This window comes from Mycobacterium sp. THU-M104 (genome assembly GCF_049197365.1).
GTDB lineage: Bacteria > Actinomycetota > Actinomycetes > Mycobacteriales > Mycobacteriaceae > Mycobacterium.
The window spans coordinates 1-16628 of the sequence record NZ_JBMIOP010000243.1; the positions used below are offsets into that span (position 1 = coordinate 1).

A 16628-nucleotide genomic window follows, 5' to 3' on the forward strand; every position below is an offset into this window, starting at 1 on the left:
AAGTAGCGCTGAGCACAGTCTCGACGCCGCCAGCGCAGACTCGGCACCAGCGGCGTCTGGTAACAACCCCCGACGAACTTACGGGCGAGACCACTAGGTGCGTGAGTCCGTATTGGGTTCGTCGGGTCCAGGGGTGAAACGGACCAGGTCGTGGACTTTCGGTGGGGTTGATTTCCGATGGGTTCAGATTGCGGGTGGGCGCCGCCATCGACGCCGCCCTGCGCGTACGGCTGCTCCTCGCCCCCGCGGTCGACGTACGCTTCGGCATCGGCTGGGGCCCGGTCACCGTCCTGGACCCCGACGCCGGCATCCAGGACGGACCGGCGTGGTGGGCCGCGCGCGAGGCGATCCAGGCGACCGCACAGACGCAACGGCACCCCGGCTTCACGCTGGTACGCACCACCTTCCGGGCGGACGAGGACACCCGCGCAGACGTCGCGGCCGTCAACGCGGCCCTGATCTGTCGGGACCATCTGCTTGGATCGCTCGATGAAAGATCGCTACCAATCGTGAAGGGCTTGATGACCAGCCGAACCAAGAAGGAACTCGCCGCCGCCGAGGGCATCAGCGCCTCGGCGGTGTCGCAGCGGGCGAGCCGTGACGGCCTGGATCTCCTTGTCGTTGCGTCGCGATATCTTCGGAGCCTGCCGTGAGCGGCATCGCTGTCTTCCTGATCGCGGTGGGCATCGCCGACCTGTGCCGGCGGACGGTGGGTGCGGCGTGGCCGCCCCTGGCGATCGGTCCGGTCCTGGTGGTCGGGTGCGCGGCATTGGGCGCGCTGTGGCACGGCGGTGATGTCGCGTTGCTGGCGCCGGCGGCCTGCGCCGTCGCCGCCTGGGAGTGGCTGTGCATGCGCAGTGAACGCAGCGGCAGGCGCCAGGCCGCCCCGCTCGCAGTCTTCGCCGGGACGCTGATATTTCTGACGGTGGCGTCCGGTTGGTCCTCGCCGGTCGGCGGTGTCTTCGCCCGGTGGCCGGCCTGGGTGCACCTGCCGCTCGCCCACGTCACGCCCACGCGGCTGCTGATGATCGTCGGTGTGGTGTTGCTGCAGTTCGGCGCCGCGAACCAACTGGTGCGCCTGGTGCTCGGGTCCGCGGGTGCGGTGCGCCCCGCCGGCCAGCCCCAACCGTCGGACCGGCTCAAGGGCGGCCGGCTGCTCGGCCCGATGGAACGCCTGCTGATCCTGAGCCTCGGGGTCGGCGGACAGGTGGCCGCGGCCGGCGCCGTCCTCGCCGCCAAGGGAATCATCCGATTTCCCGAACTGAGCACCCAGAAGGACCGCAACGGCGCGGTCGGCATCGACGAGGTGACCGGGTATTTTCTCCTCGGCAGCTTCACGAGTTGACTGCTGGCGCTCGGCGGGATCGCACTGGTGATGGCCGCCCGCTGAATGCTGTGTGCGTCGGGGCATTCGCCGGTTAAGCTACGTTAACTATGGCAACCATCGACGCGGTCGGCCGGGCCACCCCTGAATCCGTCGTGCGTCATGCACTGCCCGATCCGGGCGAATCGGTGCCGACGTTGGCGTTGCCGACAGTCGCGATTTTCATCAGCTCTTTGACCGCCTTCGTGTTCTCCACGGTGGGATACGTCAACGGTTCGGCCTCGGCCTGACTCACGATGCCGGTCAACGCCGCGGTGACGTTCGTGATGTTCACCGTCGTGCACGATGCCTCGCACTACTCGATCAGCTCCGCGCTATGGGTGAACCGGCTTTTCGGGAGGATGGCATGGCTTTTCGTCGTCCCCATAGTCACCTTCCCGTCGTTCGCCTTCATTCATATCCAGCATCACCGCCACGCCAACGACGACGAGGACCCCGACACGTTCGCATTGCACGGCTCGCTGTGGTCGCTGCCGTTTCGCTGGTCGCTGTCCGAGTATTTCTACCTGAGGTACTACCTCCCGCGGGCCCGCAGCCGGCCGATCTCTGAGCTCGCCGAGACGCTGGCGATGCTGTTCCTGAACCTGACCGGTCTCACGGTCGCCGTCATCACCGGAAGCTTCTGGACGCTCGCGGTCGCCTTCCTGATCCCGCAGCGCATAGGGCTGACCGTACTGGCGTGGTGGTTCGACTGGCTGCCCCACCACGGACTCGAAGACACCCAGCGCACCGACCGCTACCGGGCAACCCGCAACCGGGTCGGCGCGGAATGGCTGTTCACCCCGGTACTGCTGTCGCAGAACTACCACCTGGTACATCACCTGCACCCGTCAGTGCCGTTCTACGGCTACCTGCGAACGTGGAAACGCAACGAAGAGGCCTACCTGCAACGCAACGCCGCGATCTCGACAGTCTTTGGCCAGCAACTGAATCCGGACGAGTTCCGGGCGTGGAAGGCCCTCAACGGCAGGCTCGCCAAGCTGCTGCCGGTGCGGATGCCGGCCAGGTCGAGTTCGCCGCACGCGGTGCTGCATCGTATCCCGGTCGCGTCGGTGGATCCCCTCACCGCCGACAGCACCCTGGTCACCTTCGCCGTATGCGGATCGCCGTCAAACACCTTCCCGGCGGGGCGTTTTCGACCTTCGTGGCTGAAGAGCTCAAGGCCGGCGATGTGCTCGAGCTCATGACGCCGACCGGGCGCTTCGGCACCCCGTTACATCCGCTGGCCCCGAGACACTACGTCGCCCTGGTGGCCGGCAGCGGGATCACGCCGGTGCTGTCCATCCTGGCGACGGCGCTCGAGATCGGGACCGAGAGCCGGTTCACGCTGGTCTACGGCAACCGCACCAGGGAGTCGACGATGTTCCGGGATGAGCTGGACCGGCTTGAGTCCCGCTACGCCGATCGCCTGGAGATCCTGCACGTGCTGTCCGCCGATCCGCTGCACACACCGGAACTGCGCGGCCGCATCGACCGGGACAAACTCAGCCGGTGGCTGACGAGCAGCCTGCAGCCCGACAGCATCGACGAGTGGTTCGCCTGCGGCCCGACGGGAATGACGACCACCGCGCGCGAAGTGTTGATCGAGCATCGCGTCGGGGACCGCGACCCTCACCTTCACACTGTCCGGCACGCAGGCGACGGTCGACCTGGCCCCCGGGGACTCGATACTGGAAGGCGCGCTGCAACTTCGCAGCGACGCGCCGTATGCCTGCATGGGCGGCGCGTGTGGCACCTGCCGCGCGAAGCTCGTCGAGGGCGAGGTCGAGATGGATCACAACTTCGCGCTCGGGCGCGCAGAATTGGACGCCGGCTACATTCTGACCTGCCAGTCGCATCCTATGACGCCGTTCCTGGCCGTCGACTACGACGCCAGACCCTCTAACCCTGGGCCGAACGTGCAGCCACTGCGATAAAACCGCGAAAAACTCGCGGCCGGTTCACGTTCGGCGGCAAGATGACGAGCTAGAGCCGTTCGATGATCGTGATGTTGGCCGTGCCGCCGCCCTCGCACATCGTCTGCAGCCCGTAGCGGCCGCCGATGCGCTCGAGTTCGCCCAGCATCGTGGTGAACAGCTTGGCGCCGGTGGCCCCCAGCGGATGACCGAGCGCGATCGCGCCGCCGTTGGGGTTGACCTTGGCGGGGTCGGCCTTGATCTCCTTGAGCCAGGCCATGACCACCGGTGCGAACGCCTCGTTGATCTCGACGGTGTCGATGTCGTCGATGGACAGGCCGGTCTTCTCGAGCGCGTGGCGGGTCGCGGGGATCGGTCCGGTGAGCATGAACACCGGGTCGGCGGCGCGGGCACTGATGTGGTGGATGCGGGCCCGCGGCGTCAGCTTGTGGTCCTTGACGGCCTGCTCGGAAGCCAGCAGGACCGCGCTGGCGCCGTCGGAGATCTGGCTGGCCATCGCCGCGGTCAGCCGGCCCCCTTCGACCAGCGGCTTGAGAACCGCCATCTTCTCGAGGGAAGTCTCGCGCGGGCCCTCGTCGACCCGGAACGGCCCGGATTCCGTTTCTACCGTGAGGATTTCGTTGTCGAAGTGACCGCCGCGGATCGCCGCGAACGCGCGCTCGTGGCTGGTCAGCGCGTACTGTTCCATCTCCTCGCGCGACAGGTTCCACTTCTCGGCGATCAGCTCCGAGCCGCGGAACTGCGAGATCTCCTGATCGCCGTACCGGTGCAGCCACTGCTTGGATTCGTTGGTAGGCGAGGTGAATCCGAACTGCGCGCCCACCGTCATGGCCGACGAGATCGGGATCCAGCTCATGTTCTGCATTCCGCCGGCCACGATGAGGTCGGCGTTACCGGACATGATCGCTTGGGCACCAAAGGAAATCGCCTGCTGGCTGGAGCCGCACTGCCGGTCCACGGTGACACCGGGAACCTCTTCGGGGTAGCCGGCCGCCAGCCATGACAGCCGAGCAATGTTGCCCGCCTGGCCACCGATGGCGTCGACACAGCCGGCGATCACGTCGTCGACGGCGGCGGGGTCGACGTCGACGCGGTCGAGCAGACCGCGCCAACCCAGTGCCCCCAGGTCGACAGGGTGCACGCCGGCCAGCGATCCGTTACGCTTGCCGACCGCGGTACGTACAGCATCGATGACGTACGCCTCAGGCATTTCCGACTTCTTCGTCAGGCTTAGGGGTTTTCCGCCGTGATCCCGCCCAGCACGATGGCGAGGTATTGCCGGCCCACCTGTTGCGCGGTGAGCGGTCCGCCGGGTTGGTACCAGCGCACCGACACCCAGGTGGTGTCACGGATGAAGCGGTAGACCAGGTCCACGTCGAGGCCGGACTGGAAGTAGCCCTCGTCGATGCCCTGGTTGAGGACCTCGACCCACATCTTGCGCTGTTGGCGGTTCATGTTCTCGATGTAGGAGAACCGGGGCTGCGACGAGAGCCGTTTGGCTTCGTCCTGGTAGATGACGACCTGCGAGTGCCGGTGCTCGATCGCCTCGAAGGACGCCAGGAAAAGCCCCTCGAGGCGCGCCAGGGCATTGGTCTCGCTGTCCATGATCTCGCGGTAGCGGGCGAACAGCCAATCCAGGAAGCCGCGCAGCACCTCGTCGACCATCTCTTCCTTGGAGGAGAAATGGTGATACAGGCTGCCGGAGAGGATGCCGGCACCGTCGGCGATGTCGCGCACGGTGGTCGCGCGTAGCCCGCGCTCGGCGAACATGGCCGCGGCGAGCTCCAATAACTCGCCGCGCCGGCTGTTCGGCTGACCGGTGTCCCGTTCCACCGGGCAAGCCTATCAACCAAGCGCTTGCTCGGCTACCGGACGTGAACGTGGACGTGGACGTCGACGAGGACGTGGAGGCCTACAGCACCCCGTGGCCCGAGGTCACCCAGCGCAACGGGTCGACGCACCGGAACGGCGCGATGCCCTTCGAGTCGAGCCGATTGCCCACCGGCGGCTGGCCCAGCGCCGACACCACGAAATACCGGTGATGCAGCCTGACCCCGTTCGCCGGGTTCTCGACCGCGGCCACCATGGAACCGCCGTTCAGCCGCAACAGCAGGCTGCGCACCTCTTCGTGGAGCAGGCGCCCGTCAGCCTCGTCGTACTGCGGGGTCGTCGAGCTGTCCCGCATGAACGCCGCGCCGGAGTTGGACATCACCTGGCTCCACGTCGAACCCTCGACCTCGCTGAGAGCGCGCAGCACGTCGAACTTCGACATGACCACCGCGAGTCGCGGCTGCCGCCCACCCACCGCGAGGAGCAGATTGCTCAACACCGATCTCGGGTCGACGCCGCTCCACGACTGCGGGGCCACCAGGTCATGCAGCTGGTCGCGGATCACTTGCACGCGCAGCGGGTCGAACATGAACAACACGGCGTCGGCGTTGGGGAAGAAGCCGAAGTGCGGGGCATTGAGGTTCGCGTTCTCAACGTCCTCTCCGGCGACGTCGCGCAGCACCACGTAGCGGCGCACCCCATGCCAGGCCCCGACGCTGAAGACCAGCGGCTCACGTTGATGGGTCGCCTGGGTGTGCGACACCGGCGTGGGCGGAATCAGACCGCGCTGCTCGAACAGTGGCCGCTCGTAGTTCTCGGCGTAGGCGCTCGCGGTGCTCCGCGTCGCCGGTTCCATCGACACCCCGAGCCGCTCACAGAGCAGTTCCAGCTGCTTCACCAGAACTGCGACATACAAGCTCTTTCCGGTGGCCCGCGCACCCGCCATGGCCAGACAGGTCGCCTGGCCCTCGCGCCAGCGGTCCGGCAGCATGACGTGACACACCGGGCAGATCTCCACCACGGGGGCGCGCAACTCCCGGCTCGCGTCGGCGGCCGACTGCAGCGGACCGCGGTAGCCGGGCGGGCGGTTGACCACATGTATAGGGCCGCAATAGAACTCGGCGCCCTGATAGGCCGATCCGACCGGGTCTCGGTAGTAGCGCACCCCTTGGATGTCCGGCGGCACCGTCCACGCGTAGGCGTTGTCGTCGAGAATCGAGAAGCACCTCGGGCATTTGGTCAACATGGCATTCCAGCTCAGCTCAGGATGGGCAGCAGGGCCGCCGCGAGGTCGTCGATGAGCGCGGGATTGGCGCTCAGGTTCTCTTCGGCGCCGACACCGGCCGGCGGCGGTGCCAGCAGCGGGGTGATCCCGCCCAGCCTGGTGTCGCCGGAGATGCACAGGGCCGGAAACCTCTCGGGCGCCGCGTCGCTCAGGGCGTCGGTCACCAAAACGGTGCGGTCCGCCTGCGGCAGCACCGACCAGCGGGCGCCCGCGGACCACCGCACCGGGTGGCGGGTCACCGCCTGCGCCAGATCCGCGGCGGGGGCGTCGACCGGCACACCGCGGGCTCCCACCAGCGTGGCCGTGATGTTCCGGATGCCGGTCACGTCGGCCACGCCGACGAGCACCTCGATCGCCGCGCTCACGCTGCCGTCCGCGAAGGCACCGCTCATAGAAGCCGACGTGTCCACACCGATCGAGAGCGAGCCGCCCCGCCGATCGGTCCCGTTTCCGGCGCAGCGCCGCGCCGCGGTGCGGGCCATGCCGGCGAGCCGACCCAGCGGGGCATCGGCGACCGCGCGCGCCGAAACCTCGACATGCGCGCCACGAGGCGACAGTGTCGCGAGCTCCATTGCCCCGCAACCGGACACATTGACAGGGTCGAACGACAGCTGAACCGGGTCGATTTCTGCCGGCGAGTCGGGGCTGATCGACAGGTAGACGATGGTGTCGTGGCTAAAGTTCTGTGCCCCAATGGGTTTGACGCCGACACTCAACTCAGACCCGATCGCGGGGATCAGAGCCAGGTGCGCGTTGATGCGCACCACGTTCTGGCCCGCACCCCCGTCGACGTGCAACGCAGCATGCTCGACCGCCCCGGCAATCGCGATCGAGAGGGTCTGGTTAGGGATCTGGACGCTGGACGTTCGCGATCCGAGCAGATATATGGGCATCATCGACTCCCTGGGTACGGCGCGGCGGTGGGCGGTAGGCTCGCGATCACCGATTTCGCTTCCGGCACCGCGTCTTCGCCCCAACTCCGGTTGAGCACCGACACGGCCATCGGCAGTGGCGGCGGCAATTCTGCACCAGGCACGCCGGCGGAGAACTCGTCGATATCCGCCAGAAGCTGCCCCGCGGAAACGGAATTGACGAGCGCCACCTGCGCCATCGCCGACCAGGCGGTCACCGCGATCTCCTGCCCGCGCGCCGTGCGGTGGTTCTGGCCGTGCAGTTCGCCGACGAACAGCGGCTCGGCTTCGTCGAGTACCAGCACCCCCGGTGGCAGGCCGGGCAACTGCTCGAGATCAGGGCGGGGCACCGCGAGCAGATGCTGGTCGATCCGCCAGGCGGTCCTCAGGTCCGAATTGCGACCCAGCGTCGAGAAGTTCAGCCGCCGTGCCATTCCTGGCGCCATCAAGAAGCTCACCGCGCCAATCCACTGCGCCGCGACGTCGGAAGACTCGACACCCAAAACGACCGCGGGACCGTCCTTCAGCGCCGCGGCCACCGCGTCCAGTACCACGCACAGCGTGCTGAGCCGCCACGTTGTCGTGTCGCAGGCAAAGGCGACCACGCTCTGCGCCGTGACCACCCCGCCGGCCTCCGGTGCTTGGTCGGGCAATGTGGCGGCCGCTACCGCGCGGGCGCCGTACGGCGTGACCCATCCGGGGGACCGCCACAACTCGATCGGCCGACAGACGCGGTGCGGCGCGGTGGCGGCGCGGTCGAGCAGCACGTGGGCAAACACGTTGCCGGGCCGGCCCGTGCTGTCGGGGCCGGCAGGAGCGGTGTGCCAATATGCGGCCGTGGCGTCGTCGATCCGGTGATAGACAAGCCGGCGCGGAACCGCCTCCAGTTGCGCCGGCGTCGGATATCGCGGCAGTGGTTCGGTCGCGACGAGCGCGACGTCGATGCACGAGACCAGACGCCGCCCCTCGGCCTCGGTGATACCGCCGGACGTCTGCTTCACCTGCCAGCCGCCCCGGGAACCCACTGCGTCGCAGGACGTATAGCTGAGCTGCCCGAAACGTGGCGCCATCACGCGACCGGCCTGGGAGGCGTCAGCAGCAGGCTTTCCACCGGCGGGTCCAGCAGGGCCAGCAGTCGCAGGCGCTTGGCCGGCAGGTTCGCGAACAAACGGATCCAGCCACGCAACCCGCGCACGTCCCCGACCCACACCTCGCGCCCCGGTGCGCTGTCGGTACCCAGCGTCGACCACTGAAACTCCTTGGAACACTCCGAGATCGGCTCACCGCGACCATCGATCTGGAACATGTCCACGGCGTCACCGTCGTGAGCGGTCAACGGAATCCGTCCCGGGTTGTTCACCAGCACGAACGGGGGGGACCCGGTGGCGTCGGATTCCGCACGTATCGTCACCGCGGCGGACAGCGGCAGGCCCACCTCGTCACGCAGGACACGGACGTCATACCAGAGTCTGAGCAGGCCCCCGTACTCGATCGACACCGGTGTGCCCAGCACCCTGCGGCCACCGCTGAACGCCACCGGCACCAGATGCAGCGAACAGCCACCGTTGGGCAGGTTGCCGACGAACCGCATGCCCCCGTATCTGTGATAGTCGTCCAGGGCGATCTCATAACAACGCCCGGTGAGTCCATCGCGGGGATCGTGGCCCTTGGGCGCGATGTAAACCATCACCGAAGCCGCCCCCTGCGGCCAGTCGAAGGTCAGTACCTGCTTGTTGCAGTACTCGAGCAGCGCGACATCGGTGATCGGCTTGGTGCGGACCACCGACATCGGCCTGCCCAGGCGGGCGCGGTTGTCCAGCAACGTCACCGGCGTGAAGTAGGCCCGGCTCCAGCCTTCCGGCCACGGTACGCCGACCATCATCGCCCGGGGCTCGCCTCGGTCGTCGACCCGCTCGGAGACCGGCTGACCGAGTTGGGCGTCGCGGTTGAGCCCGACCTGGTCGAGCACGGAACGTTCGAGGTCGCCGGTCTGCGCGTCGGCACTCGGCGGCTCAGAGGTACGGAACAGCAGCACGTCACCGAACCGCGGGGGTGTCCATTCGAGGTCCACCACCTCCCCGTCGGGGTCACCGCGCAGGGTCAGCATCAGGTCGGTGACAGGTTCGCGCACCGCCGAGATCTGAATGTCGACCTGGATGGCCTCTGAAAGCCGGATGACGCCGTCCACCTCCACTTCGCAGCGCACCCGGTACACGTAGCGGCCGCCGCGCTCCGGGTTGCGGTCGACGAACCCGGTCAGGTTGGGGTCGTCGGCGACGATGCGGAAAGCCGGCCCGTCGTGCGCGGCGAGTTCGGCCGGGACCCGGTACACGCGGACCGTGTCGACGCCGGGAAGCGCCGTCCACCGACCGATCACGCGTCCGGAGTCCTCACGGATGTCGACGTCGAGCACGGTGCCCACAACGACCCCCTCCGCATGCAGGACCGGCTGTGCCGCAAAGGCTTCAGCAGCGGAGGCTCCGCGGTTTGCCCAGACCTGCAGATGGCGGACCGCCGCCACCAGAGGCCGGTCGTCGAGGGCCGTGGTCTTGGTGGTGACCTGCACGAGGGCGCCCTTGTCAGGCGAGTATCCGCGCCCGTCGTCGCTGCTCACCAGGCGGTATACGACATAGTCCGCAGCGGCCTCGTCCGGCGGGACGAACGGTGGCCACGAGGCCTGCAGAACGGGAGGCTCGGCGGCCTCGGCCGCGACCCTCCGCAACGTCAACGGAGCAACCTCGTGCGCGCTAGCCTCGAACTCATACCGGGCGAAGTCCGCCTCGGCGGAAACCACCGGCGTGGAACCGATCTCGGCCGGCACGTCGACCTCGCGCAGCACCCGCGCCATCTCGTCGGCGTGCGCGGACACAGCGCCCGGCAGCATCGCGCGGATTTCGTCCACCCCGGTACGGCCGGACCTCAGCACCAGACGGAGGTGCGCCTCTTTGAACGACGACCCCGACACCGTGCCCGACTCGATCAAGCGGTTGCGCCACTCCAGCAGGGCAACAAGTCGGGGATCTTCGCCCACCGCCTGCGGATCCGCCATCAGAACACCAACGACCCGGACTCGGGGGGCGAATCTTCGTCTGCGGGGACCGCGACAACGGTCAGGCCCGGTGAGAACATCGCGAAGTCATAGGTCGGCAGGCCTTCACCGACCTGTGTGACCACCGCCCGGTAGCTGAGCCCACGCCGCTCGACGGCGGTGTCGTCGATGGCCACCACCGACCGCCCTGCGGTCGCGGCGGCGTCGGTGAACAGCGAGGCATCGAACGGTGCGGCGGGGCCTGTTCGATCCTCGAGCATCCCCCCACTGAACTGCGCCGGCGAAACCCTTTGTCCGGTAGCCGGAATGAGAACGCCGTGGGTCAACGCATCCGCGACCCCGCTCTCGGGATCGTCGAACATGTCCTGCACCCGGGCCCACACCGAGTCGGCGCCTTCGGGACGTACCGCCCCGCAAACCACGGCGCGCGACCATTCGTCCAGCGTCGAACCCGATCCGGCGCCAGGCATCCGGAACAGCGCGGCCGGGTCGTCACGCGCCTGGCGACTGGCCGACTCAAGCAGCCGCTGCCACGGCGCGGTGAGCCAGCCGGCCGCATACAGCTTGCCCTGCAACGCCTGAGCGGTCGATTCCGCGGCGCCGTCGGCCGGCGCCGCGACCCCGAGCTGCATACAGCGCGGCAGTCCGTCCACGATGTGCGAACGGGGCGTCCGGGCCGGCGCAATGTCCCCGAGGGGCGCCCGCAGGACCTCGCCGAGTACCCGGTTCCACGCGAGCAACTGACCGTAGGCTGCCGAGAGCCGGCTGACGTCCTGCAATGCGACACGCAGATTGAAGTGCATCGCCTCGAGCTCGGCGGCCTGGGAGTGGCGACGGTTCAGTTCGGCGAAGAGGTGGCGCTGCCCGAGGATGAACAGGACCAGTGACGCGAGCACATAGACGGCGACCGTGATGCCGCCGACCACCAACGCGAAGAACCACCCGACCACGCCGGTCGCCGCGATGATCAGCAGCGCGAAGAGCGCGGCGACGATCGACCACCCGGAGGTGCGGGTGACGGTGGCGATGACTCGCTGGCGCCGACGCAGCCTCTCCTCCACCGCACTTCCCCCGGTGCATTCACGGACACGCCGCACCAGCTGTGCCACCTCGGCACGTGCCCGGCCGAGGAAGTCAGCCAGGATCGATCCTGCCTGCACTGCATAGCTTTTGGCGTGCCTGGCTTCCCATTCGGCCAGCCTGGCATAGGCCTGGCGCGCCTCGACACCGGCGGCCGGGTCGCCGAAGGTGCGCTGCAGCCGGCTCCTGATGTCGGCGGTCGCCAGCACGTCGCCGCAGGCCACCTGCTGCACCCCGATGACGGCCGCCAAGGAGGGCTGCAGCGCGAACGCGTCGGTCGCGCTGGGCACCACGTCAGCGCTGCTGCGTAGCACACCGACCCCGGTGCCGACGCTCACCGGTTCGACGCCCGTCGAGCGCCGGCCGCCGTCGGCCAGGGTCAGCGCCCCGTTGACGTAGTCCAGCCACAGCGGCGAGAGGTCGGCCTGCACCAGGTGGCGGCCCAGGGGCTGCCGAAGCAGTGTGCTCATCTCTTCGGCGCCCCGCTCGATGTCCTGCCAACTCGTCAACTCGCCGGCGGCCACCACCGCGTAGGCCGAATCGGCACGCCCGAACATGGCATGCTGCACCGTAGTGGCCAGCACCGAGGACGCCGAGTTCAGCATCCCTGACAGCCAGGCCGACGGGGCGTTGCGCAACGCGGCCCACACGAAAGAGAAGAAGATCTTGCAGGCGGCCCACGGCGAGATGACTTTTTGCTCGCGGGCCTCGACGTCGACCCGGCCGCCGCGCAGCACGTCACGATGTTTGGTCCACAGCGCCTGGGCCAGGGTCTGCGTGGCCAGCCCGACGTCCTCGACGTAGACGACCGGCACCTGACCGCTGCGTGGCAGCGGAAGCCGACCCTCCGAATCGAACAACTGCAGCCTGAGTTGGTCTTCCACCCCGGTGGCATCGAGTTGCCGGTAGAAGGCGCGGACCGCGCGCACCGTGTGGCCGGGCAGTATCGTGCGGTCGTCGAAGACCACGCTGTCGAAGCCTTTCCACAGTCCGGCCACGGATGCGACCACCGGCGCGACGTGCTGCGCCACGTCCAACGGATCACTGAGGCGCTCCAGCGCCACGGTACCCAGACCTGGCCCGGCCGACTCTTCCTGCGCGACAAGCAGATTGTGCCATCCCTCCAAAACCAGCTCCGGATCGTAGCCATGAGCGGAGGCCGAGCCGCGGGTGAAGAGCAGTCGCAGCAGGGTGACCGGTGTCCCGATCGCGGTGGCATGGACGACTTGCTCGAGCTTCTGCTCGGTCGGGCAGGGCACGCGGCCCTGCGCCGGCGCGTCGGCGGGAACCAGCACCGCCACGCGCAGCCGGTCGTGACGATCACCGGTCAGGATCTGCTGCAAAGCAACCGGAGACGAGTGCCCGTCCCGTATCAGCGTCGCCGGTACGGACGGCCTGCCGACGTCGGATGCATCGACCCACACGAACGGATCCACCAGCTCCGCGGCCGAGTAGTCGGCAAGCAGGGCCCTGATCTCGTCGGCCTCACCGCGGGGCGCCAGCAGCACGGTCAGCGCAGCGGGACCGCTGCAATCGTCCGGGGGGTTGGTGTCGGACCGTCGCATGGTCAGAACGTTCCGGCTTGCGGGATCATGACGTCCCCGCTTTCGGGCATGGGATCCAGAGCCGCACCGTCGGCGTTCGACCGCTCCCGGGCCGCCGGACGTTCGGCTTCCCGTCTGAGTTCCTCTTCGGCTTCCCGAACCAGGCGGCTCAAGATCCCGGTCGCCCAGTACACGTCGGGGGCGATGTCGCGGAAGATCGGCGTCTTGCCGGCTTTGGATCGGCTACCGACGGTGGTATAGGGGCCGCCGTCGGCGGCCCCGGCCGTCCCGGCCGGCAGGTACTGGCTGGAAAGTCCGCGAACTGTGGCCAACCATTCGACCGCGGCGTCAGCCCGGTCTGCAGGGGTTGCGGCAGCAGCGATTTCGGGGATCCGGGAGGCGAGTTGGCCTGCCTCGTCTCCGCCACGCAGGAATTCGACGAGCCGTTGAGACGCGGCAAGTTCCACGATACCGCTGGCGGGATCCTGGGAATTCGCGTCGAACAGCTCGCGCAGCAACCGGTAGGGCCGCAGCGACCGCATCACCGGTGGCTCGTGCGACTGCGCGATCGCCAACAGGATCGCCTCCAGCACGGCCGGCAACCAGTCGTAGGACGCCGTGAACTGTGCCGGCGGCGTGAGCAGCGGATGCGGGAACGGCACCCACTGGCGGTTGTCCATGTCGTAGATTCGGACCGGTTTGTCGAAGGGCGACGGCGGGATCTGTATCCGCCCGATCACCTGTCCGAGGAACCAGCCGGCCGTCATCGCGCGCCGCTCGGCATCGGCCATCGGCAGCGATGCCTGCAGCGGACGGGTGCGCCGGAATCGCCAGAAGGCGGCACGGCCGGGACCGGTGGTCGAAGCCCACTGCTGCGCAGCCGGTTTGAGCACCGAGTCGAACACCAGCGGTGAGTAGTTCGGATAGGACCCGAAGATGTCGATGCGGGTGACGCTGTCCTCGTCGCTCAGCGACCTGGCGAAATTGTCCTTCGTCGCCTGGTCGATCCTGGGGTTGGCGCCCAGCGCGGCGGCAAGGGACTGGCCCACCGGCTGCCCCAGGAACGGCACGTCGGAGAACTTGTACCGGTACTCCAGCCGCTGTCCGGGATGAACCGTCTGCAGCGACTGGTCGTTCACGCTGGCAAGGGGCCTGGCCAGGGACAGCGCTGCGGAGAACTTCGCCTCGATGTCGCGCCGGCGCGCGGCCAGTTCGGACTCCGCGACACCCGCGCCCTGGATGAACTCCCGCAGCGAGACCTTGCAGAACTCCGCGAAAGCCTCACTGGGACGGCCCACGTAGAGCCGCGCGCGTTCGAGAAGTTCCGCCGGCCGGGTGTGCACGTCGTACTGAGCCAGCGACGGCACCAAGGAGGCCCCGGTCTCCGGGTCAACCCCGAACGCCCGGGTGACCCAGGTCGCGGTGCGTTCCAACAGGCCGTCCGGCGCGGTGATTCCTCCGGTCGTCTGCCACTGGCCGGAGATCACCCGGGCGGTGCTCTCGGCGACGGCGACCGAGAACGGCGGCGACGCCCGGCCGGTGGTCAGAGCCTTGGGCAGGTCTAGTTCGTAACGTTCCTTGAAGGCCGTCGAATTGATCAACAGGACTTCGTTGTTCGCTTCGGCGAAGCGTCCGGGCACCAGCTCGTCGGTATCCGACGGCCACGCGGTGTACTGGTCGGTGAGCAGCCGCGCCAGCCCGACGTCGGCCGGCGGCTCGGCCTGGGCGTTCTCCAGGATGACCTGGGCCTCACTCAGGGCGGCGCTCAGTGGGCCCAGGAGCTCGCCGCCGATCACCTTGAACACGTCGGCGACCTTGGCCGCCGCACTGGCGTACAGCGCGCGGCGGATGTTGCCGTGGAAGCCGTCTAGCGCGGTGCGCAGCACCTGGTCAGCGTTGGACATCACACCGCGCAGCGACGTCACCGCGGATTCGACGTTGGGCGCCAGCGCCAGGATGTCCTTGGGACCCATCGCGCCGAGATCGTCGACAGCGGTGACGAGTTCGTCGTCGATATAACGACGCAGCCGGTCCACGAGCGCCCGCGTGTACGGCAGGCTGAAGTCGGCGAGGCACCGGGTGACGAGAGTGTCGATGCGGCCGGCGAGTTCGCGGTGCCAGGGGAAAGCCATCGAGTAGGCCGAGTCGGCGACCGCCTTGGCCAGCGGACCGCGCCGGTTCGCCACGGCCTGCCGGAAGGTCGGGACCCATTGCTCGGCGGTCATGCCCTCCGGATTGGGCAGGTAGCCGCGCAGCTGCCGGTCGATGAGCGTGGTGGTGGCGGCACCGGCAGCGCGTGCGGGGAACGCGACGCCCGTCATCCAGGTGCCGAGCAGGCGCATGCGGTTGTTGTCGTCACCGGAGGTGGGAGGCAGACCGAGGCTGTCGCAGGCGGCTTCCCACTGACTGTCCAGCAGCGAGCCGATCTGTTCGGTGCCCGACGCCGTGTTGCCCGGTTGCATGTGGCCGAACAGCAGCTTGTCCACGCAGCTGCGGGCCAGGCGCTGCGCTGCGTACTCGGCGTAGCGGTCACGGCCCATCGACAGGCTGGAGAAGCCGTAGGTGCCCCACGGCAACGGATCCCACACCTCGTTGCCCCACCCGAGCAGGTCGCGGTCGCCCGACGGCGAGGCAGTGTTTCCCAGGTCATAGGAGACGAACTGGTCGCTGGCCGTGCCGCTCATCATCAGCCCGGCCAGGCCGCGGCCCAACCCGCGGTAGACCGCGTTCTGTGACCCGTCACCGAACAGCGTGCGATCCGCGCCGACGTAGCGGCCGACCGGGAAGACCCGCGCGAACGGGATCGGTTCGCCCTCGCCGTGCTGCTGCCCCAGCGCGCGCAGGATCGCCACGTCGTGTTCGCGCGCCGCCCCGGACTGGCTGGCGACGATCTCGCCCAGCAGTGCCAGCGCGTTGGCGCGCACACCGATCCGGGCGCTCTCCGGCAGTGAATCGAAGATGTCCGGGGTCACCATGAACACTCCCATCAGCTTGGGGTCCAGGCCGGACACCAGCGTCAGCAGGCGGCAGACGTCCAGTGCCATGGACGCTCCCGCGCCACCGGCCATCGACGACACCACCAGCACCAGCGGCGGCTCGTTGGCGTCGAAGGCGCCCATGCCGGGCACGTCGAGCTGCGCCATCTCCGAGATCGCCTCGACACGGAACAGCTGGTCCCAGGCGTTCTGCAGCCGCTGACGGATCTCGCCCGCCCTGCTCAACGTGATCATCCGGCCGATGGCACGGTACTGCCCGGCGCCGGCCGAGATCGGGTTGGTCACCGCATCGGGCTGCCGGGGAGCCCAGGTCGCGATGGTGTCGAGCGCGGATTCGGCCGCCAGCCGGTGCGCCAAGGCGCTGTCGAGGATCGCGTAGCTGCTGCCCTGCGGCCCCGCACCGATGTAGGTGCCGCTCTGCCCAGCCACGTTGGCCAGCCCATCGGGGCCCGCCTCGGCGCCGCTGGGTACGTCGATATGCACGAACTGCCAGCCCATCGGCAGCGAAGCCACCCCTGCGCCGAGGAGTTCCGACCGGAGCTGATCCATCATGTACGCCAGCGTCGCCCCGCCGGAACCGCCGCATCCGACCACCAGAAACCGCCGCATCAGGCTCCTCCTCTACCGTGGAAC

Annotated in this window: 9 protein-coding genes and 2 pseudogenes; 3 read left to right on the top strand and 8 right to left on the bottom strand. The window is 68.4% G+C overall.

The window, feature by feature from the left end:
* Positions 1 to 194: 194 nt before the first annotated feature.
* The 3 genes and pseudogenes from ACOJVU_RS17840 to ACOJVU_RS17850 form a co-directional block, all read left to right on the top strand.
* Positions 195 to 653: pseudogene (locus ACOJVU_RS17840) on the top strand (SatD family protein); the annotation flags it as partial.
* Positions 650 to 1345: a hypothetical protein gene (locus ACOJVU_RS17845; RefSeq protein ID WP_421530989.1), complete on the top strand. Its 696-nt coding sequence runs from the start codon at positions 650 to 652 to the stop codon at positions 1343 to 1345. The pseudogene ACOJVU_RS17840 and the gene ACOJVU_RS17845, both read left to right, overlap by 4 nt.
* A gap of 89 nt (positions 1346 to 1434) precedes the next feature.
* A pseudogene (locus tag ACOJVU_RS17850) lies at positions 1435 to 3300 on the top strand (fatty acid desaturase).
* A 49-nt stretch (positions 3301 to 3349) separates the two neighbouring features.
* Here ACOJVU_RS17850 and fadA6 read toward each other — a convergent pair.
* The 8 genes from fadA6 to ACOJVU_RS17890 form a co-directional block, all read right to left on the bottom strand.
* The gene (gene fadA6, locus ACOJVU_RS17855) at positions 3350 to 4510 is read right to left on the bottom strand and encodes a steroid 3-ketoacyl-CoA thiolase FadA6 (protein WP_421530990.1); all 1161 of its coding nucleotides are present in this window, start codon (positions 4508 to 4510) and stop codon (positions 3350 to 3352) included.
* Between the two features lie 20 nt (positions 4511 to 4530).
* A complete protein-coding gene (gene kstR2, locus ACOJVU_RS17860) occupies positions 4531 to 5133 on the bottom strand; it encodes a TetR family transcriptional regulator KstR2 (RefSeq protein WP_421530991.1) in 603 nt (200 codons plus the stop codon).
* 79 nt (positions 5134 to 5212) lie between these two features.
* Positions 5213 to 6373 carry a TRAFAC clade GTPase domain-containing protein gene (locus ACOJVU_RS17865; RefSeq protein WP_421530992.1) on the bottom strand — a complete coding sequence of 387 codons (1161 nt, stop codon included), beginning with the start codon at positions 6371 to 6373 and terminating at the stop codon, positions 5213 to 5215.
* Between the two features lie 14 nt (positions 6374 to 6387).
* Entirely contained in the window at positions 6388 to 7308 is a 921-nt protein-coding gene (locus tag ACOJVU_RS17870; protein ID WP_421530993.1) for a hypothetical protein, read from the bottom strand.
* The gene (locus ACOJVU_RS17875; RefSeq protein ID WP_421530994.1) at positions 7308 to 8396 is read right to left on the bottom strand and encodes a hypothetical protein; all 1089 of its coding nucleotides are present in this window, start codon (positions 8394 to 8396) and stop codon (positions 7308 to 7310) included. The genes ACOJVU_RS17870 and ACOJVU_RS17875 overlap by 1 nt, the downstream gene beginning before the upstream one ends.
* Positions 8396 to 10375, bottom strand: a complete 1980-nt coding sequence (locus ACOJVU_RS17880) for a hypothetical protein (protein WP_421530995.1) — start codon at positions 10373 to 10375, stop codon at positions 8396 to 8398. Before ACOJVU_RS17880 ends, ACOJVU_RS17875 begins: the two co-directional genes overlap by 1 nt.
* The gene (locus ACOJVU_RS17885) at positions 10375 to 13020 is read right to left on the bottom strand and encodes a hypothetical protein (protein ID WP_421530996.1); all 2646 of its coding nucleotides are present in this window, start codon (positions 13018 to 13020) and stop codon (positions 10375 to 10377) included. Before ACOJVU_RS17885 ends, ACOJVU_RS17880 begins: the two co-directional genes overlap by 1 nt.
* Positions 13021 to 13022: 2 nt before the next feature.
* Positions 13023 to 16604 (bottom strand): tubulin-like doman-containing protein, encoded by a 3582-nt coding sequence (locus tag ACOJVU_RS17890; RefSeq protein ID WP_421530997.1) that lies wholly within the window; start codon positions 16602 to 16604, stop codon positions 13023 to 13025.
* Positions 16605 to 16628: the final 24 nt, after the last annotated feature.